This window comes from Clostridium sp. TJA020, assembly GCF_058310295.1.
Genome location: NZ_JBZEFC010000001.1, coordinates 35161 through 58055 on the forward strand (window position 1 = coordinate 35161; position 22895 = coordinate 58055).

26 protein-coding genes and 1 riboswitch are annotated in these 22895 nt (G+C 24.6%); of the genes, 22 read left to right on the plus strand and 4 right to left on the minus strand.

Annotated elements, in window-relative coordinates; translation table 11 throughout:
- Nucleotides 1-135: 135 nt before the first annotated feature.
- The 5 genes from AC4FQ1_RS00170 to rbr all read left to right on the plus strand — a co-directional run bounded on the left by AC4FQ1_RS00170 (nucleotide 136) and on the right by rbr (nucleotide 6660).
- Nucleotides 136-759 (plus strand): nuclease-related domain-containing protein, encoded by a 624-nt coding sequence (locus AC4FQ1_RS00170; RefSeq protein WP_491168596.1) that lies wholly within the window; start codon nucleotides 136-138, stop codon nucleotides 757-759.
- 116 nt (nucleotides 760-875) lie between these two features.
- On the plus strand, nucleotides 876-1250 hold the full coding sequence (locus AC4FQ1_RS00175; RefSeq protein WP_491168597.1) for an HIT family protein: 375 nt from the start codon (nucleotides 876-878) through the stop codon (nucleotides 1248-1250).
- Between the two features lie 8 nt (nucleotides 1251-1258).
- The gene (locus tag AC4FQ1_RS00180) at nucleotides 1259-3754 is read left to right on the plus strand and encodes a DEAD/DEAH box helicase family protein (RefSeq protein ID WP_491168598.1); all 2496 of its coding nucleotides are present in this window, start codon (nucleotides 1259-1261) and stop codon (nucleotides 3752-3754) included.
- A gap of 2 nt (nucleotides 3755-3756) precedes the next feature.
- Nucleotides 3757-4065 carry a phosphoribosyl-ATP pyrophosphohydrolase gene (locus AC4FQ1_RS00185; protein ID WP_491168599.1) on the plus strand — a complete coding sequence of 103 codons (309 nt, stop codon included), beginning with the start codon at nucleotides 3757-3759 and terminating at the stop codon, nucleotides 4063-4065.
- A 390-nt stretch (nucleotides 4066-4455) separates the two neighbouring features.
- Nucleotides 4456-6660, plus strand: a complete 2205-nt coding sequence (rbr, locus tag AC4FQ1_RS00190) for a rubrerythrin (protein ID WP_491168600.1) — start codon at nucleotides 4456-4458, stop codon at nucleotides 6658-6660.
- 113 nt (nucleotides 6661-6773) lie between these two features.
- Here the strand turns inward: rbr and AC4FQ1_RS00195 are convergent, their stop codons facing one another.
- Nucleotides 6774-7316 carry a hypothetical protein gene (locus AC4FQ1_RS00195; RefSeq protein WP_491168601.1) on the minus strand — a complete coding sequence of 181 codons (543 nt, stop codon included), beginning with the start codon at nucleotides 7314-7316 and terminating at the stop codon, nucleotides 6774-6776.
- A gap of 289 nt (nucleotides 7317-7605) precedes the next feature.
- Between AC4FQ1_RS00195 and AC4FQ1_RS00200 the strand changes: the two genes are divergently transcribed.
- The 7 genes from AC4FQ1_RS00200 to thiE all read left to right on the plus strand — a co-directional run bounded on the left by AC4FQ1_RS00200 (nucleotide 7606) and on the right by thiE (nucleotide 13746).
- Nucleotides 7606-7941: a hypothetical protein gene (locus AC4FQ1_RS00200; RefSeq protein ID WP_491168602.1), complete on the plus strand. Its 336-nt coding sequence runs from the start codon at nucleotides 7606-7608 to the stop codon at nucleotides 7939-7941.
- Between the two features lie 161 nt (nucleotides 7942-8102).
- Nucleotides 8103-9254 (plus strand): double-cubane-cluster-containing anaerobic reductase, encoded by a 1152-nt coding sequence (locus tag AC4FQ1_RS00205; RefSeq protein ID WP_491147310.1) that lies wholly within the window; start codon nucleotides 8103-8105, stop codon nucleotides 9252-9254.
- Nucleotides 9255-9261: 7 nt separating this feature from the next.
- Nucleotides 9262-10020 carry an acyl-CoA dehydratase activase gene (locus AC4FQ1_RS00210; protein WP_491168603.1) on the plus strand — a complete coding sequence of 253 codons (759 nt, stop codon included), beginning with the start codon at nucleotides 9262-9264 and terminating at the stop codon, nucleotides 10018-10020.
- Between the two features lie 58 nt (nucleotides 10021-10078).
- A riboswitch (TPP riboswitch) is annotated at nucleotides 10079-10194 on the plus strand.
- Between the two features lie 107 nt (nucleotides 10195-10301).
- Nucleotides 10302-11129: a bifunctional hydroxymethylpyrimidine kinase/phosphomethylpyrimidine kinase gene (gene thiD / locus AC4FQ1_RS00215; protein ID WP_491168604.1), complete on the plus strand. Its 828-nt coding sequence runs from the start codon at nucleotides 10302-10304 to the stop codon at nucleotides 11127-11129.
- A complete protein-coding gene (gene cytX, locus AC4FQ1_RS00220) occupies nucleotides 11122-12324 on the plus strand; it encodes a putative hydroxymethylpyrimidine transporter CytX (protein ID WP_491168605.1) in 1203 nt (400 codons plus the stop codon). The genes thiD and cytX overlap by 8 nt, the downstream gene beginning before the upstream one ends.
- Nucleotides 12303-13136 (plus strand): hydroxyethylthiazole kinase, encoded by an 834-nt coding sequence (gene thiM, locus AC4FQ1_RS00225; protein WP_491168606.1) that lies wholly within the window; start codon nucleotides 12303-12305, stop codon nucleotides 13134-13136. Before cytX ends, thiM begins: the two co-directional genes overlap by 22 nt.
- Nucleotides 13126-13746, plus strand: coding sequence for a thiamine phosphate synthase (gene thiE, locus AC4FQ1_RS00230; RefSeq protein WP_491168607.1), 621 nt, complete (start codon nucleotides 13126-13128; stop codon nucleotides 13744-13746). Before thiM ends, thiE begins: the two co-directional genes overlap by 11 nt.
- A gap of 89 nt (nucleotides 13747-13835) precedes the next feature.
- Here thiE and AC4FQ1_RS00235 read toward each other — a convergent pair whose 3' ends face one another.
- On the minus strand, nucleotides 13836-14645 hold the full coding sequence (locus AC4FQ1_RS00235) for a hypothetical protein (RefSeq protein WP_491168608.1): 810 nt from the start codon (nucleotides 14643-14645) through the stop codon (nucleotides 13836-13838).
- A gap of 288 nt (nucleotides 14646-14933) precedes the next feature.
- Here AC4FQ1_RS00235 and AC4FQ1_RS00240 point away from each other — a divergent pair, with 288 nt between their 5' ends.
- Genes AC4FQ1_RS00240 through AC4FQ1_RS00250 form a run of 3 tightly spaced genes read left to right on the plus strand, consistent with a single transcriptional unit; the run spans nucleotide 14934 to nucleotide 18116 of the window.
- The gene (locus tag AC4FQ1_RS00240; RefSeq protein ID WP_491168609.1) at nucleotides 14934-15755 is read left to right on the plus strand and encodes a Cof-type HAD-IIB family hydrolase; all 822 of its coding nucleotides are present in this window, start codon (nucleotides 14934-14936) and stop codon (nucleotides 15753-15755) included.
- 24 nt (nucleotides 15756-15779) lie between these two features.
- A complete protein-coding gene (locus tag AC4FQ1_RS00245) occupies nucleotides 15780-17210 on the plus strand; it encodes an NAD(P)/FAD-dependent oxidoreductase (RefSeq protein ID WP_491168610.1) in 1431 nt (476 codons plus the stop codon).
- Nucleotides 17211-18116, plus strand: a complete 906-nt coding sequence (locus AC4FQ1_RS00250) for an NAD(P)/FAD-dependent oxidoreductase (protein WP_491147295.1) — start codon at nucleotides 17211-17213, stop codon at nucleotides 18114-18116.
- A 47-nt stretch (nucleotides 18117-18163) separates the two neighbouring features.
- Here AC4FQ1_RS00250 and AC4FQ1_RS00255 read toward each other — a convergent pair whose 3' ends face one another.
- On the minus strand, nucleotides 18164-18595 hold the full coding sequence (locus AC4FQ1_RS00255; RefSeq protein ID WP_491168611.1) for a hypothetical protein: 432 nt from the start codon (nucleotides 18593-18595) through the stop codon (nucleotides 18164-18166).
- Nucleotides 18596-18725: 130 nt separating this feature from the next.
- Between AC4FQ1_RS00255 and AC4FQ1_RS00260 the strand changes: the two genes are divergently transcribed.
- From AC4FQ1_RS00260 to AC4FQ1_RS00275, 4 genes are all read left to right on the plus strand, one after another.
- On the plus strand, nucleotides 18726-18929 hold the full coding sequence (locus tag AC4FQ1_RS00260) for a helix-turn-helix transcriptional regulator (RefSeq protein WP_491168612.1): 204 nt from the start codon (nucleotides 18726-18728) through the stop codon (nucleotides 18927-18929).
- 5 nt (nucleotides 18930-18934) lie between these two features.
- Entirely contained in the window at nucleotides 18935-19594 is a 660-nt protein-coding gene (locus AC4FQ1_RS00265) for a DUF6773 family protein (protein WP_491168613.1), read from the plus strand.
- 12 nt (nucleotides 19595-19606) lie between these two features.
- Nucleotides 19607-20374, plus strand: a complete 768-nt coding sequence (gene yaaA, locus AC4FQ1_RS00270) for a peroxide stress protein YaaA (protein WP_303126872.1) — start codon at nucleotides 19607-19609, stop codon at nucleotides 20372-20374.
- Nucleotides 20375-20450: 76 nt separating this feature from the next.
- On the plus strand, nucleotides 20451-20660 hold the full coding sequence (locus AC4FQ1_RS00275; protein ID WP_303126874.1) for a hypothetical protein: 210 nt from the start codon (nucleotides 20451-20453) through the stop codon (nucleotides 20658-20660).
- A gap of 83 nt (nucleotides 20661-20743) precedes the next feature.
- Here the strand turns inward: AC4FQ1_RS00275 and AC4FQ1_RS00280 are convergent, their stop codons facing one another.
- The gene (locus AC4FQ1_RS00280; protein ID WP_303126876.1) at nucleotides 20744-20878 is read right to left on the minus strand and encodes a hypothetical protein; all 135 of its coding nucleotides are present in this window, start codon (nucleotides 20876-20878) and stop codon (nucleotides 20744-20746) included.
- A 166-nt stretch (nucleotides 20879-21044) separates the two neighbouring features.
- Here AC4FQ1_RS00280 and AC4FQ1_RS00285 point away from each other — a divergent pair, with 166 nt between their 5' ends.
- The 3 genes from AC4FQ1_RS00285 to AC4FQ1_RS00295 all read left to right on the plus strand — a co-directional run bounded on the left by AC4FQ1_RS00285 (nucleotide 21045) and on the right by AC4FQ1_RS00295 (nucleotide 22867).
- A complete protein-coding gene (locus tag AC4FQ1_RS00285) occupies nucleotides 21045-21281 on the plus strand; it encodes a hypothetical protein (RefSeq protein WP_303126878.1) in 237 nt (78 codons plus the stop codon).
- Nucleotides 21282-21457: 176 nt separating this feature from the next.
- Nucleotides 21458-22339 (plus strand): NAD-dependent epimerase/dehydratase family protein, encoded by an 882-nt coding sequence (locus AC4FQ1_RS00290; RefSeq protein WP_491147290.1) that lies wholly within the window; start codon nucleotides 21458-21460, stop codon nucleotides 22337-22339.
- A 111-nt stretch (nucleotides 22340-22450) separates the two neighbouring features.
- Nucleotides 22451-22867 carry a DUF3592 domain-containing protein gene (locus AC4FQ1_RS00295; RefSeq protein ID WP_303126882.1) on the plus strand — a complete coding sequence of 139 codons (417 nt, stop codon included), beginning with the start codon at nucleotides 22451-22453 and terminating at the stop codon, nucleotides 22865-22867.
- Nucleotides 22868-22895 lie beyond the last annotated feature (28 nt).

Below are 22895 nucleotides of genomic sequence, written 5' to 3' on the forward strand. Positions count from 1 at the left end.
TCTTTTTTAAATTTATAATGTAATTCAGTGAAATAATAATAATTATATTAAACTTTAGTAAACTATAAACTTAATATGAAAATTATAACATTAATTTATATATAATGGAAATGGATAGAGTAAGGGGGAATAATAATGACATATCTAATTATTTTATTTATTGTACTACTGATAGTGTTTAAAATATTAAATACAAAAAAAGTTTCAACAAAAATAAAAGGAGATTTAGGAGAAAAAAGAACGAGAAAAGTTTTACTTTCATTAAAAGAATATAAGGTATTAGATGATGTTCTTTTAGAATCAAAAAATGGAACAACTCAAATAGATCACATTTGTATTGGACCTAAAGGAGTATTTGTAATTGAAGATAAAAACTATAGTGGATGGATATTTGGAGATGAAAATTCAAAGTATTGGACACAAACTATTTACAAAGAAAAAAATAGATTTTTTAATCCAATTAGACAAAATTATGGACATATAAAAGCTACAGAAGATGTAATAAAATCTATATCAGATATAAAAGCACAATCTATAATTGTTTTTTCAGATAGATGCGAATTTAAAAAAGTAAATACAATTACACCAGTTTTACATAGACAAGATTTGAAAAGATTTTTAAATACATATAATTCAGAATATAACTTTGATGAAGAAATGATAAAAAGAATTTATTACAAGCTACTTAAAGCTAATATCTTAGATAAAGAAAAAAGAAGAGAGCATTTAGATAGAGTAAAGAGTATTAAAGCTTCATAGAATAAATTATAAAAAGTGCTAATTAAATAAGTTATTAGCACTTTTTTGTATATCTAAATTTATAATTTATTATAATATATGCTAAAATATGTATATACAAAAAAGAGGAGAAAAGTATGGATTGTTTATTTTGTAATTACAAAAAAGAAGACTACATAGCAGAAAATAGTTTATGTTTTGCTATATATGATAAATTTCCAGTAAATGAAGGTCATGTTCTTATAATACCAAAAAGACATTTTAAGAATTACTTTGATGCAACAGAAGAAGAAATAAAGTCAATGTACAAGCTATCTCATAAAGTAAAAAGCATATTAGATAAAAAATACAAGCCAGATGGATACAATATTGGTGTAAATGTTGGATATTATGGAGGTCAAACAATAATGCATCTTCATATGCACATAATACCAAGATACAAAGATGATATAGAAGATCCAAGAGGTGGAGTAAGAAGAATAAAAAAGCAATTAGTTTTTTATAATGGTTAGGAGTATTTATGGTAAAGGTAATAGCTGAAAAAGAAATTAGCATAACGAGTATAAAAGAAAAAGAGATAAAAGAAAATGGCAACTGTATAACTGGGGGAAACTCTAACTTTTTAATACATAAGCTAAAAGATGCATTTAAGAAGGCAAAGAAAGTTGATATAATAGTTGCATTTTTAAGAGAAACGGGAGTTAAAATTTTAAAAGAAGATTTAAGCCTTGCGGTAGAAAATGGATGCAAAATAAGAATACTTACAGGTAACTATTTAGGAATAACAGAACCATCAGCTTTATATTTAATGAAAAATATATTAGGGGATAAGACGGATATGAGATTTTATAAAGATTCAAAAAGGTCTTTTCATCCTAAAGCATATATTTTTCACTACGAAGATGGAGATGGAGATATATTTATAGGTTCTTCAAATATTTCAAAATCAGCTTTAACATCAGGATTAGAGTGGAATTATAGACTTAAAAAAGATCAAAATGAAGAAGATTTTAATTATTTTTGCAGGGAATTTGAAAATTTATTTTTAAATGAATCAATAATATTAAATGATCAAGAACTTAAAAGGTATTCTAAATCATGGAGAAAGCCTAAAATATATAAAATAAGTAACTTAGATGATGAAAATAAAGAAGAAAAAAATAATGTAATTCAAATATTTTCACCAAGGGGAGCACAAATAGAGGCATTAAGTGAACTTAAAAAACTTAGAGAAGATGGAATGGATAAGGGGATAGTAGTTGCTTCTACTGGTATAGGTAAAACTTATCTTGCAGCTTTTGACTCATTAGATTTTAATAAGGTATTATTTATAGCACATAGAGAAGAAATATTAAAGCAAGCTGAAGAAAGTTTTAAAAATGTAAGGAAAAATTTAAAGACAGGCTTTTTTAAAGGTGAAAATAAAGACAGAGATGTAGAAGCTCTTTTTGCATCTGTACAAAGTTTGGGTAAAGAGGAATATTTAAATGAAAATTGGTTCAAGAAAGATTATTTTGATTATATTGTAATTGATGAATTTCACCATTCAGTTACTAAAAATTATCAAAACATAATAAATTATTTTAATCCAAAGTTTTTGCTTGGTATAACAGCAACTCCTGAAAGAATGGATAATATAGATGTATTTTCTATATGTGATTATAATATTGCATATGAAATAAGGCTTCCAGAAGCAATAAATAAAGGATATTTATGTCCATTTAGATATTATGGAATTTATGATGAAACAGTAAAATATGAAGATATACAATTTAAAAATGGAAAGTATAATGCTTTAGAACTTGAAAAAGCATTAATGATTGATAAGAGAGCAAATTTAATATTTAAGCATTACAAAAAGTTCAATTCAAAGCAAGCTTTAGGTTTTTGCTCATCAAAAGCTCATGCATATTATATGGCAAGATATTTTGTAGAAAATGGAGTTAAAGCTTGTGCTGTATATAGTGATGCAAAAGGAAAATATTCAGTAAGTAGAGAAGATGCTCTTAAAAAGCTTAAAAATGGAAAAATTAATATAATATTTTCAGTTGATATGTTTAATGAGGGTGTTGATATAAAATCATTAGATATGGTTATGTTTTTAAGACCAACAGAATCACAAACTATATTTATGCAGCAACTTGGAAGAGGTTTAAGATTAGATAAAAATAAAGAGTATGTAAATGTACTTGATTTTATAGGCAATTATAAAAAGGCTGATATGATTCCAAAGCTTATTGGAGGAATTAAGCCAAAAGATAAAAGTGTATCAAATAATCCAAATTATTTTATTTATCCAGAAGATTGTTATATAGATTTTGATTTTGAACTTGTTGATTTATACAAAAAACTTTTAAGTAAAGAAAAAAAGTTTGAAGAAAAATTAAAAGAAGAATTTTATAGAGTAAAAGAAGAAATTAATAAAATTCCAAATAGAGAAGAATTTATAAGTTTAATAGATGGTGAAGTTTACGGAGAAGCTAGAAAAAAGGGTAAGAAGAATCCTTTTAGAAATTATTTAGAATTCTTAAATAGTTTAGGTGAAATAAGAAAGGAAGAATTAAGTTTAAGAGGAACTTTAGCAGAAGAATTTATTAACTATATAGAATCAACTGGTATGAGTAAAACATATAAGATGCCAATACTTTTAGCTTTTTATAATAATGGGAATATGAATCTTTCAATTGATGAAGATGATATATATAATTTTATGAAAGAATTTTATAGTAAGCCATCTAATAAGAAAGATATTATAGGTAAAAATAATAAAGATAGTATAGAAAATTGGGGAAAGAAAGAATATATAAAAAAGGCTAAAGAAATGCCACTTAAATTTTTAGTTAAGTCTGGTGGTGAATTTTTCTCTTTTAAAGATGATAAATTTATGTTAACAGGAGAACTTAAAGATTTCTTAGATAATGATACTTTTAAAGAAAATGTAATTGATGCAATTAATATGAGAGTAATTGAGTATTACAAAAATAGAGGAATAGAAAATGTGGGAGCTGATGATTAAGTATGAAAAAGTATAATAAATTAGTTAGAGATGATATACCAAAGATAATAGAAGATGCAGGTAAAACTTGCAATATAGAAATAGTAACAGGAAAAGAAAAAACAGAGTATTTAGAAAAAAAGTTAAATGAAGAAGTAAATGAATATTTAGAAGATAAAAATTTAGAAGAACTTGCAGATGTTATGGAAGTATTATTTGCTCTTGCAGACAATTTAGGATACAAAGAAGAAGATCTTTTAAATAAAAGAGAAGAAAAAAGATTAAAAAGAGGAGGCTTTAAAAAAGGTATAATTCTTAAAGAAGTTAAATAGAAACATAATATAAATTATAAAAGTATTATATATGATTTCAAGTTATATTTTATTTAAATAATATACAATAATTAAAAGGTATCTACATATAAAGTAGATACTTTTTTTATTAAATTTAGTTTTTTAAGATAAATTAATCTAAAAAACATTAATAACATAAAACACACATATTAAATAATTAATTAAAAGATTTATATAAAACCATTAATTATACAAAATAAAAATTAAATATTTTATCTCTACAAAATTCATATTATATTTTCTAAAGTTTCACATTATTCTTGAAAACTTTTACAAAAATTATATTATTTTATATTATAATTTATTAAGGTAGTGGATTTAAATTGTTATTTGTTAGAAACATTATAGTAGTAAGAAAGGAGTAAATAAATGAGCAAACATTTATCTACAAATATCCGTGTAGCTATTGAACCAGATAATCCTTCAATTTGTAGACATGAAGAAAAATGTATAAAGTGTGGTATGTGCAAAAATGTTTGTACTGATTATATAGGTGTAAATGGACATTATGATTTAAAAAATACTAATGATATTGCTGTATGTATTAATTGTGGTCAATGTGCTAATGTATGTCCAACTTGTAGTATTACTGAAGTATATGATTATAAAAAGGTTAAATCAATAATAAAAAGCAATGAAAAAATAGTTATATTTTCTACATCACCAGGAGTTAGAGTATCATTAGGTGAAGAGTTTAATATGCCAGATGGTAGTTTTGTAGAAGGGAAAATGATAGCTTTACTTAGAGAGTTAGGTGCTAATTATGTTCTTGATACAAATTTTGGGGCAGATTTAACAATAGTTGAGGAAGCAAGTGAATTGTTAGAACGTATAAAAACTAACAATAAACCACTTCCTCAATTTACAAGCTGTTGTCCTGCATGGGTAAAATATGCAGAAACATTTCATCCAGATATATTAGACCATATTTCAACTTCTAAAAGTCCAATTGGAATGCAAGGACCTACAATAAAAACATATTTTGCAAAGAAAATTGGAATTGATCCATCTAAAATTGTAAATGTAGCTTTAACACCTTGTACTGCAAAAAAGTTTGAAATTAAAAGAGATGAAATGAACGCATCAGGAAAATATTATAATATAGATAATATGCGTGATATGGATTATGTTATTACAACAAGAGAATTAGCTATTTGGGCAAGGGAGAGAAATATTGAATTTAATAATTTAAAAGATAGTAGTTATGATAAGTTAATGGGTGAAGCTTCAGGAGCAGGAGTTATATTTGCAAATACAGGAGGCGTTATGGAAGCTGCACTTAGAACGGCATATTCATATATTACTAATAAAAAACCACCAAAGCAGTTTTATGATTTAGAGCCAGTAAGAGGATTAGAAGGAATTCGTGAGGCAACAGTAAAAATTGATAATATGAATATAAATGTGGCTGTTATTTATGGTACTAAAAATGTATCTGAATTTATTAATAGAATGAAAAATGGAGACAAGCAGTATCATTTTATTGAAGTTATGACTTGTCCAGGAGGTTGTATTGGCGGTGGTGGTCAACCAAAAGATATTAATTTTAAAGGAGATTATATTAGGGAAAAACGTATTGAAAGTCTTTATAAAAGAGATTCTAATATGAAAATTCGATTAAGTTATGAAAATGAAGAAATAAAAGCACTTTATAAAGAGTTTTATGGAAAACCTTTAAGTAAACTTGCAGAAAAAATGTTACATACAATATATTTTGATAGAAGCAAAGATTTGGGAGGTAAAAAAATGAGTGAATCAGTTAAATATCGTTGTTCAGTATGTGGATATATACATGAAGGAGAATTACCAGAAGGCTTTACATGTCCAATTTGTAAAAATCCTGCTTCAGTATTTGTAAAAGTAGAAGATAAGGAATCTTCAAATAGTAATGAAGAAAAATCAGAAAATGAATCAGTAAAGTATCGTTGTTCAGTATGTGGATATGTACACGAAGGAGAATTAACAGAAGGCTTTGTATGTCCAGTTTGCAAAAGCCCTGCTTCAGTATTTGTTAAAGTAGAGACACAAAGTGAGTCAACTAATAAATATAAAGGAACTAAGACAGAAAAAAATTTAATGGAAGCATTATCAGGTGAATCAATAGCTAGAAATAAATATACTTTTTTTGCTGATGTTGCAAAAAGTGAAGGCTATGAACAAATTTATGAATTATTTTTAAAAACAGCTGGCAATGAAAGAGAACATGCTAAATTATGGTTTAAAGAACTTGGGAATTTAAATGATACAATGAAAAATCTTCTTCATGCTGCTGAAGGTGAACATTACGAATGGTCAGATATGTATGCTAGATTTGCAAAGGATGCAAGTGAAGAAGGCTTCTTTGATTTGGCAGAAAAGTTTATAGAAGTATCAAAAATAGAAAAATCACATGAAGATAGATATCGTAAACTTTTAAATAATATAGAAAATAAAAATGTATTTAAAAAAGAGGAAAAAACAATATGGGAATGTTTAAATTGTGGATTCCTTATAGAAAGTATAGAAGCTCCAGAAGTTTGTCCAGTATGTAATTATTCACAAGGTTTCTTTGAAGTTAGAGCAGAAAATTATTAGTATAAATTAAATTATATATAAATTAAATTTAAATAGTCATTAAATTCAAAGAGAAATTAAATTAGTATTATCTTTTAAAAATATAGAAAATACTAATTTAATTCCTTTTTGTTTTAAATAAATATATAAATAACAATTAAAGCTATTATTAGTATAATGAAAATAAAGTAAAGTAAATAATTCGATATAGTATTTTTATTAGAAACATTATTCATTTCTTTATTATTTAAAATTTTAAGTTTGTGAATTTTTTTAAGTAAACTTAAGTAATTACCCGAACGCGGTTCATATTGAATTTTAGGATGTCCATAAATTTTAAGTTCTAGTAATGGTTCATTATAATCTTTTAAATATAAATTTAAATACTCAATCTCATCAAAAGATATTTCATTAAGAGAAATTTTATCATAATTTTCTTTTGTATTTATTAGATATAATTTTTTATTACTTAAAACAAATATAGTATTCCATATAGATTTGTCATTAAGTAAAGATTTGGAAGAATTTTTTTCTTCATTTTTAGCGCTATAATTTAGTGTTTCAAAATAGCCCTCAAATTTTTCTTCATTTCTCAAAATATTTTTTACTTCCAATAAATTTTTTTGAAGATTATACTCCTTTAATTCTAATAAGGTACCTTCTTTTAAACTAGTCATAAAAATATATCCCCTCTATTTGTGTAAAGTTAGTTATTGAGTTAAAAAATAAACAATATTAAGTAACATATTAATTATACGAAAATAAAAGGAAAAATGAAACAAATTTTACCATTAATAAAGAGGAAAATATTTAAATAAAAATTTAATTGAATTAAATAAAAAGTTACAAAAGTTGAATTTTTTTAAAATTATAATTGATAATTATTTACAACTATATACAAAATATATAAAATTTATATATAAAATAATATAATTTATATAAATTTTATATAAGGGGGAAGGGAGTATGATTAGAGGAACTGTTGGAAATGTTATTACATTAGAAGTTGGAGAAGATTATAAAAGAGAAACTTTAATAAATAATATTAAGATGAATAATAATGATGATTATTTTGAAGAAATAGATTTTGAACAAGATTTACCAAAAGAAAAGGTGAGAGATAGTTTTATAGTAATAGGAAGGGAAGAAAACGAAGAGTATGAAGCTATAGTTGCATATGAATATGAATTAGAAGCTTATAGAGCTTATAAAAATATTTCTTGCAAAAATAAAAAGATAATAAAAGGAACAGCTATTTACGGGGACCTTTTTGGAATGAGAGTATTATTAGGATATGAATAAATATAAAAAAGAAAGACTTTAGTTTAAACTAAAGTCTTTTTTCGTTTACATAAAATTAACATAGAAAAAATTTATAGTTTAAAAAGTTATGATATCATTTAAATGTATACGTTAACAAATAAAGCGTTATAAATTGGCATAATAAGGGGAGTTTAGAATTTATGGATTTACAAAAAGAATTACCAGAAGTATTTAATGAATTTGGAGAAGTAAGAAGAAATGGCTTTATTAAAGCAAAAGAGTTAAAGGATAAGGATATACCTTTAATAGGAGTATTTTGTACTTATTTTCCACAAGAACTTGCTTTAGCTATGGGAGCTGCAACAGTTTCACTTTGTGCAAGCTCTGATGAAACAATACCAGATGCTGAAAAAGATTTACCACGTAATCTTTGTCCTTTAATTAAATCAAGTTATGGTTTTGGAAAAACTGATAAGTGTCCTTATTTTTATTTTTCAGATTTAGTAGTTGGAGAAACAACATGTGATGGAAAGAAAAAAATGTATGAATATTTAAGTGAATTTAAACCTGTACATGTTATGCAACTGCCAAATTCACAAACAGAAGATGGATTAAGCTTATGGAAAAATGAAATAATAAAACTTAAAGAAAAACTTGAAGAAATGTTTGATGTTAAAATTACAGAAGAAGATATTAAGAGAGCTATAAAAATAAAAAATGAAGAAAGAAAAGCTTTAAAGAGATTTTATGAATTAGGTAAAAAAGACCCAGTTCCATTACTTGGACAAGATATATTTAAAGTATTAAATGGAACTACTTTTAGTTTTGAAAGAGAAAAAATACCAGCACAAATGGATGAATTAATAGAAAAAATTAATTCTGAATATGAAAAAGAGAAGAAGTATGATAAAAAGCCACGTATTTTAATTACAGGATGTCCAATTGGAGGAGCTACTGAAAAAGTAATTAAAGCTATTGAAGATAATGGAGGATATGTTGTTGCACTTGAAAATTGTAGTGGAGCAAAAGCAGTTGAAGATTTAGTAGATGAAGAAAATCCAGATGTTTATGATGCATTAGCTCGTAAATATTTATCTATTGGATGTTCATGTATGACTCCTAATCCAAATAGAATTAAGCTTTTAGATAAAATGATAGATGAATATAAAGTTGATGCTGTTGTTGATGTAATATTAACAGCTTGTCATACATACAATGTTGAAACTCTATCAATTAAGAGATTTGTAAATGATGAAAAGAAAAAGCCTTATATGAGTGTGGAAACTGATTTCTCATCATCAGATATTGGACAATTAAATACTAGAATGGCTGCATTTATTGAAATGCTTTAGGAGTTTTATGGAAAGATATACTTTAGGAATAGATTCAGGCTCCACAACAACAAAGGGAGTTTTATTTGATGGAAATGAAATAGTTGAAACTTTAATAATAAAAACTGCAGCTAAGCCAAAAGAAAGTATTTATAAAGTATTTAATAAGCTTTATAGTGACAAAGTTAAATATGTAGTTACAACTGGATATGGAAGAAAGCTTTTAAAAGAAGCAAATAAACAAGTTACTGAAATAACTTGTCATGCAAGGGGAGCTGCTTTTTTAAATCCTAACATAAGAGCTGTAATAGATATTGGTGGACAAGATTCAAAGGCTATTTTACTTGATAAATCATTAAATGTTGTAGATTTTTTAATGAATGATAAATGTGCAGCTGGAACAGGAAGATTTATAGATGTTATGATGAGAATACTAGAAGAAGATATTAATAATATTGATGAATTTATAACGAATAAGACACCTGTAAATATATCAAGTATGTGCACTGTATTTGCAGAAAGTGAAATAATAAGTCTTCTAGCAAATGATGTTGATAGAGGAGATATTGCTCTTGGAGTTGTTCATTCAATTAGTAAAAGAACAGCTAATTTTGCAAATAGATTAAATTTAGAAGGTGATATATTTTTTAGCGGTGGACTTGCTAACTCAAAAATATTTAAAGATACAATAGAAAGTTACTTAAATAAAAATGTATACACTCATAAATTAAGTCAATTTGTAGGTGCAATTGGAGCTGCTGTAATTGGATGGCAAAAAATAAACTAATAAAAATGTTGAATAAAATTTTATATAGTGCTAAAATTAACCTGTAAAAATTAAATAATTTAAGACACAGGGGGGCTGGGATTTGGCCAGCTGAGATTGAAAACCTTAAAATTTTCTGACCCTATGAACCTGAGATGGATAATACCAGCGTAGGAAGATGTTTGAATATATTTTAAGTATTTTTGTATATTGAGGTACAAGCGTTTTCTGCTTGTACCTTTTTTATTTTAAATATATTTAAAAAATCTTCTATAAAATTAGTAGAAGGATAGGTGTTAAATGTGAAAAATGTTTTAACTATTGCAGGATCAGATAGCTGTGGAGGAGCAGGAATACAAGCTGATTTAAAAACCTTTAGTGCAAATGGAGTTTATGGAATGAGCGTAATAACTGCTATAACTGCTCAAAATACTATGGGAGTATTTAAAGTACAAGATATTGATGAAGAAATTATTGGAGCTCAAATCGATGCAATTTTTGAGGATATTAATGTTGATGCGGTAAAAATTGGTATGGTATCGAAAATTTCTACAATTAACATAATAAGTGAGAAATTAAAAAAATATAAACCTAAAAATTTAGTTTTAGACCCAGTAATGATATCAAAGAGTGGTTATTCTTTATTAAAGCCAGAATCAAAAAGTGCATTAATTAAAGAGCTTATTCCTCTAGCTTATGTAATTACTCCAAATGTACCAGAAGCTTTAGAAATAATAAGTGAAGTAAATTCAGAAAAGGTAGAAATAGAAACAGTTGAAGATATGGAGCTTGCTGCTAAAGAAATTTATAAACTTGGTTGTAAAAATGTATTTTTAAAGGGTGGACATATGGAAGGAGATAAAGCTGTTGATATTTTATATGATGGAGAAAACATATATAAGTTTTATGCAGAAAAAATAAATACAAAAAACACTCATGGAACAGGCTGTACTATATCATCTGCAATAGCCTCAAATTTAGCTTTAGGCTTTAGTATTGAAGAAGCTATTAAAAGGTCAAAGGATTATATAACAATAGCTATTATTCATTCCCTAGATATAGGACATGGTGTTGGACCAACAAATCATTTTTATGAATTATATAAAAAGGCAGGGTTAATAAATGAATAACAAGAAATTTGGATTTTTTACATTATCTTTTTTATGGTTTGGAGCAGCTATTTCAATAGCTGAAATATTAACAGGAGGTTTACTTGCCCCTCTTGGATTTACAAAAGGATTAGAAGTGATAATTGTTGGACATTTAATTGGAACTATAATATTAGTTCTTGGTGGGTTTATAGGATTTAAAGAAGGTGTACCTGCTATAACATCAACAAGAATATCCTTTGGAAAATATGGAACTTATTTATTTTCTATATTAAATGTACTTCAGCTTATTGGATGGACAGCCGTTATGATAAGAGCCGCTGCTACATCAGTTCAATTAATAACAAAAAGTATTTGGGGATTTGATAATTTATTTATTTGTATTATTTTAATTTCTATTTTAACTGGTATATGGATATGGTTTGGTAGAGATGGTATGAAAAATTTAAATGTTATAGCTGTAAGTTTATTATTTATTTTAACTTTAGTGCTTGGTTTTATAATATTTAAAGATGGAGCAGTATTTTCAAAAACTTTTGATGGTGAAATATCTATAGGACAAGCTTTGGAATTAAATATAGTTATGCCTCTTTCATGGCTTCCTCTTATTGCAGATTATACAAGATTTGCAAAGAACGGAAAAAGTGCTGTATATGGAAGTTTTATAGGTTATTTTTTAGGCAGTTCATGGATGTTTATAATAGGTCTTGGAGCTTCAATAGTTTCAAATAGCTCAGACCCATCTTACATAATGCTAGTTTCTAATTTAGGAATTATAGCACTTAGCATTATAGTGTTATCAACGGTAACAACTACATTTTTAGATATATATTCAGCAGGTATATCATTTTTAAATATAATGCCAAAACTAAATGAAAGAAAAATTGGACTTATTATGACTATTATAGGAACTATAGTAGCACTATTAGTTCAAATGGAAAACTATGAAGGTTTCTTGTATGCAATAGGTTCAGTTTTTGCACCTTTATTTGCAATTTTAATTTCTGATTATTTTTTACTTAAGAGGAGACTTGAAAAAAATGTTCTTATAAATATTAAATCAATTATTGTATGGATAATTGGAATAATTATTTATTACATATTTATAAAATTAGATTTTATTATTGGATCAACTTTACCAGCTATGATTATAACAGCATTTATAAATATTATATTTTCAGGGAGGGTATTTAAATGGAGAATTTTAGAGAAATAAATGGAGTATTAAAAAATTTAAGAGAGGGTAGTCCTCTTGTTCATCATATAACAAATTATGTTACAGTAAATGATTGTGCAAATGTAACTTTAGCAATAGGTGCATCTCCTGTTATGGCTGATGATATTAATGAAGTATATGATATGGTATCAATAGCATCTTCATTAGTAATTAATATAGGAACATTAAATAGCAGAACTATAGAATCTATGTTAATTGCTTGTAAGAGAGCAAATGAATTAAATATTCCTATAGTATTAGACCCAGTTGGAGCTGGAGCTACACCTTATAGAACAGGGTTTGCAAAGAAATTATTAAAAGAAGTTAAGTTTTCTGTTATAAGAGGGAATTTATCAGAAATAAAAACTTTATATGGAATTAATTCAAAAACTAAAGGAGTTGATTCTGTAGAAGAAATTTCAGATAAAACAAGTGATTTTAAAATAACAAAAGATATAGTTAAAAGTTTTTCAAAAGAAATAGGTTCTGTTGTTGCAGTAACTGGAGCTATTGATGTTATTTCTGATGGAAATAAAGTATATACAATAAAAAATGGAAATAAAGCTATGTCAAAAATTACAGGAACAGGTTGTATGTGTACATCATTAATTGGTTCATATTTAGGAGTTACAAAAAATAATTTAATTGGAACAATACTTGGAATTTTAACTATGGGAATTGCAGGAGATATAGCATTTAAAAACCTTAAAGATTTAGAAGGTTCAGGTAGCCTTAAAGTTAAAATAATTGATGCAATATATAATATGAATGAAGAAATGATAAAGGAAATGGGGATTTTAAATGAAGAGTAATATAGATTATAAGCTTTATCTTGTAACAGATAGAAATATACTTAAAAACACAAATATATGTAAAGCTGTTGAAGAAGCAATAAAAGGTGGAGTTACAGTTGTACAAATTAGAGAAAAAAATATAAAAACATTAGAATTTTATGATATAGCAAAAAAAATTAAAAAAGTTACAGATAAATATAATATACCATTAATAATAAATGATAGAATTGATATAGCATTAGCTATAAATAGTCATGGAGTTCATCTAGGGCAAGATGATATGCCATGTAGTGTTGCAAGAAAAACTTTAGGCAGTGATAAAATAATTGGTATTTCAGCAAGTACATTAGAAGAAGCTTTAAAGGCAGAAAAAGATGGAGCAGACTATATTGGAGTTGGAGCTATATTTAAAACAAATACGAAAAAAGATGCAGATGATGTTTCAATAGAACAATTAAAAGAAATAAAAAATAAAGTTTCTATACCAGTAGTTGCAATTGGAGGAATAAAAAGTGATAATTTAACTTTATTAAAAGGAACTAATATTGATGGAGTTGCTGTTATTTCAGATATATTAGGAAAGGATGACATTTATAATTCAGCAAAAAATTTATTTAATAAATTATAATATAAAAGAAGGAAAGGTTTAAGTCTTTCCTTCTTTTTATAAAAATATATTTTAAAATGATTATTTCTAATTATAATTTAAAAATTATTTTAAAAAAGTGATATGATTTTTGAAATTATAAGTGTTATAAGAGAAAAGAAAATTCCTATTGATAAAAAGCTTATTAAAAATACATTAAATACTATTAATCTATTTAATATAATAGTTTCAGGAATTTTAAATACTACTAAAACTATACTAATAACAACACTTATTATAAAAATAAATATTATACCATCAAGTGAGTTTTTAAGGTCAGCTTTACTAAGAGACATATGAGTACTAATTGATATAGCAATAAATAAAAAAATCCAAAAACTAATTGATGATAAGTTATTAATAGTAAAAGTTGATTTTAAAAATAATATAAATTGATTAAGTAAAAGACTAAAAAAATCAATTAAATTAAAGTTGTTACCTAAATATAAGTAACTATTAACATTTATATTTTCTAAAATTGTATTAAAGCTATTGTCTAGAAATATTTTATAAAATAAAGTTAGTAATATAGATCCAATTAATATTGGAGCTACTCCAATAAAAAAATTACCTACTCTTTGATAAATACTATTTTTATTAAAGGTATGATTTACATGTCCAAGTTCCCTATCTTCGATATTTAAGGAAAACCATTTAATATCAGTAATTTTATGTAAAAATATTTTGCATAAAAGAGCATGACTAAATTCATGTATTGTAGTTCCTATAATTCCAGTTCCTATAATCCCGTATTTCCCAAGTTTACTATAAATAAGTTCATTACTTTTACTTTCTATTTTACCTATTAAAAATCCAAATATTATTAAAGCTCCGATTATAGATAATGATAATAGGAGACTAAGTTTAAATATTTCAATCATTTTAAAACCCCCTAAATATATCTTTTGTTTTAAATTATTATATTAAATTTAAAAATTTTAGTCTAATAAAAATCTATATAAAAAAGTTAATTTTTTATAATTTTTTTTAATTATTATATTTAATATAAAAAGTAATAATTAAAAATATTTAGTTTCTTTAATATTGTTTTTAAATTTATATATAATTATTTACCTATTAAATATATTAAATAATAATATTTAACTTATTCAGAAAAAAGGTGTATTATAAAGGTAAAGAAAGGTAAGTGCAGAAAGAAGGATTTTGACATGACAATTAAATTAATTTGTATAGATATGGATGGAACACTTTTAAAGGATCAACAAGTTGTTTCAGAGGAAAATAAAAAAGCTATAAAAGAAGCCATAGAAAAAGGTGTAAAGGTAGCTATAACAACAGGTAGAATGTATGATTGTGCTAAGCTTTACTCAAAAGAAATTGGATTAGATACTCCAATAATAGCATCAAATGGAGCATTTATAGGATATAAAGATAAAGTTATATATAACAATCCTCTTAGTATTTCAAATATAAAGGCATTTTTAAATGTAACAAAAAAATATAATTTAAAAGCTTATGTTACAACAAACTTTGGAATAATTTCAAATTATGAGCTTCCAGAAAATCATGTTTATAAGGTTTTAAATAAAACTTTAAATGAGGATGAAAAAATCAAATTATTAGTAGTTAGTGATATGAATAAGGCAATAGAAGAATATAATGGACAAATTCTTAAAGGAGTTTGTGTAGATGCAAATCATATTGAAGAATTAATAAAGGCAAGAAAAGAATTAGAAAATTTAAATATGGATATTGAAATTGTATCATCTTGGTCTGATAATTTTGAAATTATGAAAAAAGGAAGCAGTAAAGGAGAAGCTGTAGAAGCACTTACAAAATATTTAGGGTTAAAAGAAGATGAAGTTATGTGTATTGGAGATAGTGAAAATGATTTATCTATGATTAAATATGCAGGTGTTGGTGTTGCTATGGGAAATGCAATAGAAAAAATTAAAGAATCAGCAGATTATATTACAGATACAAATGTAAATGATGGTGTAGCTAAAGCTATTAAAAAATTTGTGTTATAACATATAGGATAAGGAGTTGTTAAAATGAAGGATGTAGTTATTATAGGTGGAGGAGTTGTAGGCTCAGCAATAGCAAGAGAACTTTCAAAATATGAATTAGATATAACATTAGTTGAAAAAAATAGTGATGTAGCAGAAGGTGTATCAAAAGCAAATAGTGGTATTATTCATGCTGGCTTTAATGAAACTACAGACACATTAAAGGGAAAATTAAATGTTTTAGGAAATGAAATGTTTGATAAATTATCATTAGATTTAGATTTTCCTTTTAAGAGAAATGGAGCATTCGTTTTAGCATTTAGTGAAAATGATATAGATAAATTAAAAGAACTTAAAAATAAAGGGGAGGCTTTAGGGGTTAAAGGACTTGAAATACTTAATAAAGAACAAGTATTAGAAATGGAAAAAAATATATCAGATAAAGTATTGGGTGCTTTATATGCTAAAACTTCAGGAATAGTAAGTCCTTATGAAATGGTAATTGCATTAGCTGAAAATGCAAATGTTAATGGAGTTGAATTTAAGTTAAATTCAAAGGTTATTGATATTAAAAAAATAGATGATATTTTTGAAGTTTTACTTGAAGACGGAGAAAAAATTAAAAGTAAAATCATTATAAATGCAGCTGGACTTTATGGAGATGTAATAAATAATATGATAAGCTCTAAAAAATATAAAATAAATGGAGCTAAGGGTGAATATGGATTATTTGATAAAGGTATAGGCAATATGATTAATATGACTTTATTTAGGCTGCCTAATCATTTTACTAAAGGAGTTTTAGTTACAAAAACTGTTGATGGAAATATTTTAGTTGGACCAAATTCAGAAAAAGTTAGTGATAAAGAAGCATTAGATACTTCAATAAGAGGATTAGATGAAATTTTAAATAAAGGAAAAGAAGTAATTAAAGAATTACCTCTCAAAAAAGTTATAAAAACATTTGCTGGAATAAGACCACATATAGAAGATGATTTTATAATAGGTGAAGCAAAGGATGTTAAAAATTTTATAAATGTTATAGGAATTGATTCACCAGGACTTACTGCAGCACCAGCTATAGGTGTTTTTGTAAAAGATATAGTTAAAAAATTAATTACTTTAAAAGAAAAAGAAAATTTTATTAGTAAGAGAAAAGGAATAATAAAGTTTAATGAACTTTCATTAGAAGAAAAAAATAAATTAATAAAGGAAAATCCAAGTTACGGAAAGATAATTTGTAAATGTGAGCTTATTACAGAAGGTGAAGTTAGGGATGCAATAAATAGACCTCTTGGAGCTACTACAGTTGATGGAGTTAAAAGAAGGACAAGAGTAACTATGGGAGGATGTCAAGGCACTGGTTGTTTAATACCAATAGTGAAATTAATAAAAGAAGAACTTGATTTAAATATTGATAAAGTTTTCAAAGATAAAGAAGGATCAGTAGTTCTAGGATATAAGGAGGTACAATAGATGAAGCATTATGATTTAGTAATTATAGGTGGCGGAGCTAGTGGACTTAACTCAGCAATATTTGCAAAAGAGATGGGAATAGAAAATATATTATTAATAGAAAAAGATGATATTTTAGGTGGAGCATTAACTTTTGGTGATTATAATTTAAGTGAAAGAAGTTATTTTACAGGAGAAGAATATAGGCAAAAATTAATTCAAGAATTTGATTCTTTAAATATAAATACTTACTTAGGAACTATGGTTTTGAAAATTGAAGATAATAAAATTATAGTTTGTACAAGTAAAGAAAGAGGAATTGAAAAAATAAAAGCTAATTCTATAGTAATAGCAACTGGTGGAAAAGAAACATCTTTAAACAATTTACAAGTAACAGGAGATAGAGTAGCTGGTATTTTAACTGTTGGAATGACAGAAAAAATATTAAATATGGGATTAATTCCAGGTAAAGAAGTTGTTATATATGGAAATAACAATTTATATAAAATATACAATAAGCTAAAGAAGAGTAATGTTAATATTAAGGCTGTTATATGTGATAAAGTAAGTGATGAAAGTTTATCTTTAAGTAAAAATTTATATTTAGGATATGATTTAAAAGAAGTTAAAGGTAATGGAAGATTACAAAAAATAAAAGTAAGTAATGGAAGAGGAGATAAGTATATAAATTGTGACACATTAATAGTTGCAAATCCTATGATATGTGACCCTGTTTTATGTATGAGAAGTGGAATAAAATTAAATTTAGAAACAATGGGTGCAGAAGTTTCTTCAACAAATATGACATCAAGTGATGGAATATTTGCATTAGGTTACTCAGTTAAAATTTATAATTCAATTGAAGAGATTTTAGAAGATGTAACAAAAACTATTAATTCAGTTTTAAAGTATTTAAAAAATAAATAAAAGTTATAATATAAATTAAGGTATGCAGATTAATTTGCATACCTTTTTTAGAGCATTGATGTTATAAATTTTGCAAGTTCATTATTTGGATTTTCAGAAAGTATTTCTTCAGAATAAGTTAATGCATAATAAGGTTTTAAAAGATTTTTTTCGTTAGTTGCAAATAGAAGAATCCATTCTTTATATTTTAAACATGGATTAAGTTTAATTGCCTTTACTCCATGCTTAAAGGAGATTTCTTCAAAAAATAAAGGATTAAAAATTATATAAACATAATAAGAAATTAAAAAGTTTACATGAGCTAAAGAAATAAGGTCATCTGTTTCTTCAAGTTCATTAAGTTTATTTATAAGATAAAAGTAAAAGTTACTTTGTGTGTAATAATCATGATTTTTAAGTTTTATAAGAATTTCTTCATCTATATCTAATATAGAAATTGTATTTAAATCTATTCCTAAAATATCTTTTAAATTATTCATTTTATAGTTCCTTTCAATATTTTATTTTTAGTATATAACATTTTAAGTTAAACAGCAAAAGTTATACTTTATGTCGTATATACTTGACTAAAAGAATGATATATATTACTATAAGTATAGGAGGAGTAATATGGAAAATAAGAAAAATAAAAGAATGAAAATTGCAAGAATAGAGAAAGATTTATCACAAGAAGATTTAGCAAACTTAGTTGGTGTAACACGTCAAACTATAAGCATGATAGAATCTGGAAAATATAATCCAACTATAAAATTATGTATTTCTATATGTAAGGAGCTTAATAAAACTTTAGATGAGTTATTTTGGGAGGAATAGGGGATATGAGATTTAATTATTCAAATGATGAAAGAATAGAAAAAAAGAGTGAATTGATTAATGTAAGACCATATATATTAATGCAATTATTTGCTATTATAATTGTAGAATTAAGTTTATTTAATAAAAATATAAGATTTTCAGGGCTTGGAATAGCATTAATTATTTTATTTGTATGTAATAGCTATATAATTTTAAGATTTTTATTTTTAGGAATAAATTTAAAATATTTATTTAAAAAATGTAATGATGAAGCAATTATACAATTTAAAAATAAATTTATATCACAAGCTTTTAATATAGGAATATTTTTAACTATTTTTTTACAATTTATATTAGTTTTTGTATTTGAAGATTTTAGTAATGTAATTTATAGTAGTTTGATATGGTTTATTCCAAGTCTTTATGCTACTTATAATTATGTTAAAAAGGGAACACTTATCAAGAGTAAAAAAGATATAAAAAATCAAAAAATAAATTATGTAACAGGTGCTCTCGTTTTTGGTATATTAATGAATTTAAATAAAATAGAAAGATTTCAATTTAATTTTAAATTAATTATATCTATTTTATTGTATGCATTAGTATGGGGGATTCCATTCTATTTTATAATGAATTTAATAATAAAGAAATCTACTAAGAATGCAGATAAAGAAGTGCAATAAAGAGGAGGTAATATGTTAGTAATTTTATCACCAGCTAAAAAGATAGAAAGTAAAAAATTAGATTATAATATAAATTTAACAGATATTCGTTTTAAAAATGAATCAATAGAATTAAATAATAGACTTAAAGAATTTAATCCTGATGAGCTTTCATCACTTATGAAAATATCAGAGAAGCTTACAGATGATACATTTTTAAAAATACATAAATTTGATATAAACAATGAAGAAGAATTATTTCCATGTATTTTAGGATTTGATGGAGAAGCATTTAGAGGGCTTAATATTGAAAGTTATTCAAAAGAAGATTTAGAATATGCAAATAATCATTTAAGAGTTTTATCAGGACTTTATGGAGTTTTAAGACCTTTAGATAAAATATATACTTACAGATTAGAAATGGGAACTAAGCTTAATATTTGTAAGCATAAGTCTTTATATTCCTATTGGGGAGATAAAATAAAGGACATGCTAATAAATGATATAAAAAATACAGAAAGTGATATATTAGTTAATTTAGCATCAAATGAATATTCAAAATCAGCTAAAATTAATAAAATGGACAAAATAAAAATTATAACTCCTATATTTAAAGAATTTAAAAATGGTAAATATAAAGTTGTAACTGTACATGCTAAAAGAGCAAGGGGGTTAATGACAACTTATATAATGAAAAACAAAATAGAAGATATAGAAGGTTTAAAAAAGTTTAATGAAGAAGGTTATATTTACAGAGAAGATTTAAGTAATGACTCAGAATTAGTTTTTACTATTGGATAAAATAAAAAGGACTTTAAATGATTAATAAATGTGTTAAAATAGAAATATCTTTTTAAAAACAAAGGAGGATTTTTTTGTGCAGTATTTAATTGTAGTTAACATAATTACTATAATAGTAATGTTATTATTGTTTTTTAAAGCTTCAAGTATATTTAAAAAAGCAGTTGAAAATGATGGTGATTTAGAAACTGAAGGAAAAAAAGCAAAGAAATATATGATGATATCAATAGCATTAGTTCCAGTAAGTTTAATTTTAACTGGAATAATGATATTTAGAGCCTTTTAAATTAATATATTAAAAATAAGAGCTAAATAATAAACTGTAAATTAGAGTCTATTATTTAGCTTTTATAATATACTTATGTAAATTTATTTATTAAAATTATTTTTTTTGTTATTTAATGCTTCATCTCTAGATTTTTTTATTCTTTTTATATTATATACTAATAATATAATTACAAATATTAGTGGAATTGCAATTATAAAATAAAATACTGGATTCATATTAAACCTCCTAAAAATTTAAAAAGATATTTTCATAGTATATATTTTACAACAACAAAAAACAATTAACTATATATTTAAGAAATTATATATAAAATAAGGATTAAAAATATGATACTATTTATATAGTAGCACTTTATATAGAGTAAAAAGGAAGTGATATAAAATGTTAATTTCAATGTTAGGATTTGGAGTGTTAGATGCAATTTTAATTATTGCAATGATAATATTTTTTATTAAAGCTATTAAAACCTTTAGTATTTCAAAGAAAGAAACTAATGATGAAAAGATTAGAGAAATTAATAAAAAGGGAAGTAGGTACATGCTTATATCTGTAATTTTAGTCCCTTTTGTAATATTTATAAGTTTTATAATATCAATAAGATTTATAATTGGAATATAACATAATTTTAAAAAGGTAGCACTATTTTATTTATTAATAATATTTCTTATAAATATAATTAATTGAATAATAGTGCTATTTGTATATATTTCAAAATTTGATAATATATACAAATGTGTTATCATATAATTATATAAGATAATTATTGTTATATTAAGTATGAAAGGATAATTTTTATGGGGAGAATATTAGTTTTTGGTGGGACAAAATTTTTAGGCAAGGAACTTGTAAAAGAACTTATAATTAATGGACACGATATAACAATAGCAACTAGGGGAAAAAATAGTGACGACTTTGGTGATAAAGTTAAAAGATTAATTGTTGATAAGGAAAATGTAAAGGATTTAAATAAAGCTTTGGAAGGAAAGTTTTATGATGTTGTATATGATACTATATCATATAGCTCAAATGATGCTTCAAGAATTTGTAATGCTTTAGATGGAAAAACTAATAAATATATAGTTATATCTTCAGTAGCAGTTTATGGAAAAGGTTATATGCTAAAAGAAAGAGATTTTAATCCTAAAAGTTATAAGGTAATAATGGGAGAAAAAGATGATTTTTCATATGCTGAAGGAAAAAGACAAATGGAAGCTTATATGTATCAAAATGCAAACTTTCCAGTAATATCAGTTAGATTTCCTGTAGTTATAGGTAAAGACGATTACACAAAAAGACTACTTAAATATTTTTTAGAAGTAAAAAATAAAGAAAAAATATATTCAACAAAAATAAATAAAAAAATGAACTTAATAACTCAAAGTGAAGCAGGAATATTTTTAGCATGGCTTTATGATAAAGATATACATGGATCAATAAATGCGGCATGCAGTGGAGAGGTAAATTTAAGAGAAATTATTGAATGTATTGAAGAAGAAGTTGAAACTAAAGCTTTAATAAACAGTAAAGAAGATGTTTTAGATACATCACCTTATAATAAATATTTAGGACTTACAGTTAATATTAAAAATATTATGGAACTTGGTGGATACAGATTTAAAAATATTCATTCTGAAATAAAAGATATTATAAAAGAATATAATCATTTATATAATTAAAGGGCTAATAAAATATTAGCTCTTTTAATTTTAATATATTTTTCACCAAAAATAATAGTAATCATATATTATATTAAGCCGTATTATATATTTGCTTAAGGGGGGAACTTAATGGAAGTATATGTACTATTGTTTATTGGTATTTTATTAGCGATTATAGCTATTATTATTTTTATGTTTAAGTATAACGTTTACAAAAATGGAGACAGGATTGTAGGAAAAATAATAGATATAAAAAAAATAGATGAGGCAATTATAGATGAATTTAATCAAGTAAATTTTATAACTTTATATAAGCCTATTATAAGATTTACAGCAAAAGATGGGGAAGAAATAGTGTTTGTTCATAATAATCCAGGAAGTACAAGAGATTATATTTTAGGAGAAGATATTATTATAGTTTGTAATAAAAAAAATAAAAATGATTTTTATGTTGATGAAAAAATGGAGTTTTTTAAAATACCATTAATAGTTGCTATTTTATCTATACTATTTCTTTCATTTGCTTTTACATTATATATTGTTTAGAAAATATTAACATTGATTAGTAGATAAA

Bases quoted from the DNA above. Each gene is read 5' to 3' on its own strand.
- thiM (WP_491168606.1), top strand. From the start codon at position 12,303: ATGGAGAATTTTAGAGAAATAAATGGAGTATTAAAAAATTTAAGAGAG.
- AC4FQ1_RS00185 (WP_491168599.1), top strand. From the start codon at position 3,757: ATGAAAAAGTATAATAAATTAGTTAGAGATGATATACCAAAGATAATA.
- yaaA (WP_303126872.1), top strand. From the start codon at position 19,607: ATGTTAGTAATTTTATCACCAGCTAAAAAGATAGAAAGTAAAAAATTA.
- AC4FQ1_RS00255 (WP_491168611.1), bottom strand. From the start codon at position 18,595: ATGAATAATTTAAAAGATATTTTAGGAATAGATTTAAATACAATTTCT.
- AC4FQ1_RS00265 (WP_491168613.1), top strand. From the start codon at position 18,935: ATGAGATTTAATTATTCAAATGATGAAAGAATAGAAAAAAAGAGTGAA.
- AC4FQ1_RS00175 (WP_491168597.1), top strand. From the start codon at position 876: ATGGATTGTTTATTTTGTAATTACAAAAAAGAAGACTACATAGCAGAA.
- AC4FQ1_RS00200 (WP_491168602.1), top strand. From the start codon at position 7,606: ATGATTAGAGGAACTGTTGGAAATGTTATTACATTAGAAGTTGGAGAA.
- AC4FQ1_RS00280 (WP_303126876.1), bottom strand. From the start codon at position 20,878: ATGAATCCAGTATTTTATTTTATAATTGCAATTCCACTAATATTTGTA.
- rbr (WP_491168600.1), top strand. From the start codon at position 4,456: ATGAGCAAACATTTATCTACAAATATCCGTGTAGCTATTGAACCAGAT.
- thiE (WP_491168607.1), top strand. From the start codon at position 13,126: ATGAAGAGTAATATAGATTATAAGCTTTATCTTGTAACAGATAGAAAT.
- AC4FQ1_RS00295 (WP_303126882.1), top strand. From the start codon at position 22,451: ATGGAAGTATATGTACTATTGTTTATTGGTATTTTATTAGCGATTATA.
- AC4FQ1_RS00260 (WP_491168612.1), top strand. From the start codon at position 18,726: ATGGAAAATAAGAAAAATAAAAGAATGAAAATTGCAAGAATAGAGAAA.
- AC4FQ1_RS00290 (WP_491147290.1), top strand. From the start codon at position 21,458: ATGGGGAGAATATTAGTTTTTGGTGGGACAAAATTTTTAGGCAAGGAA.
- AC4FQ1_RS00250 (WP_491147295.1), top strand. From the start codon at position 17,211: ATGAAGCATTATGATTTAGTAATTATAGGTGGCGGAGCTAGTGGACTT.
- AC4FQ1_RS00245 (WP_491168610.1), top strand. From the start codon at position 15,780: ATGAAGGATGTAGTTATTATAGGTGGAGGAGTTGTAGGCTCAGCAATA.
- AC4FQ1_RS00195 (WP_491168601.1), bottom strand. From the start codon at position 7,316: ATGACTAGTTTAAAAGAAGGTACCTTATTAGAATTAAAGGAGTATAAT.
- AC4FQ1_RS00285 (WP_303126878.1), top strand. From the start codon at position 21,045: ATGTTAATTTCAATGTTAGGATTTGGAGTGTTAGATGCAATTTTAATT.
- AC4FQ1_RS00205 (WP_491147310.1), top strand. From the start codon at position 8,103: ATGGATTTACAAAAAGAATTACCAGAAGTATTTAATGAATTTGGAGAA.
- cytX (WP_491168605.1), top strand. From the start codon at position 11,122: ATGAATAACAAGAAATTTGGATTTTTTACATTATCTTTTTTATGGTTT.
- AC4FQ1_RS00240 (WP_491168609.1), top strand. From the start codon at position 14,934: ATGACAATTAAATTAATTTGTATAGATATGGATGGAACACTTTTAAAG.
- AC4FQ1_RS00170 (WP_491168596.1), top strand. From the start codon at position 136: ATGACATATCTAATTATTTTATTTATTGTACTACTGATAGTGTTTAAA.
- AC4FQ1_RS00210 (WP_491168603.1), top strand. From the start codon at position 9,262: ATGGAAAGATATACTTTAGGAATAGATTCAGGCTCCACAACAACAAAG.
- AC4FQ1_RS00235 (WP_491168608.1), bottom strand. From the start codon at position 14,645: ATGATTGAAATATTTAAACTTAGTCTCCTATTATCATTATCTATAATC.
- AC4FQ1_RS00180 (WP_491168598.1), top strand. From the start codon at position 1,259: ATGGTAAAGGTAATAGCTGAAAAAGAAATTAGCATAACGAGTATAAAA.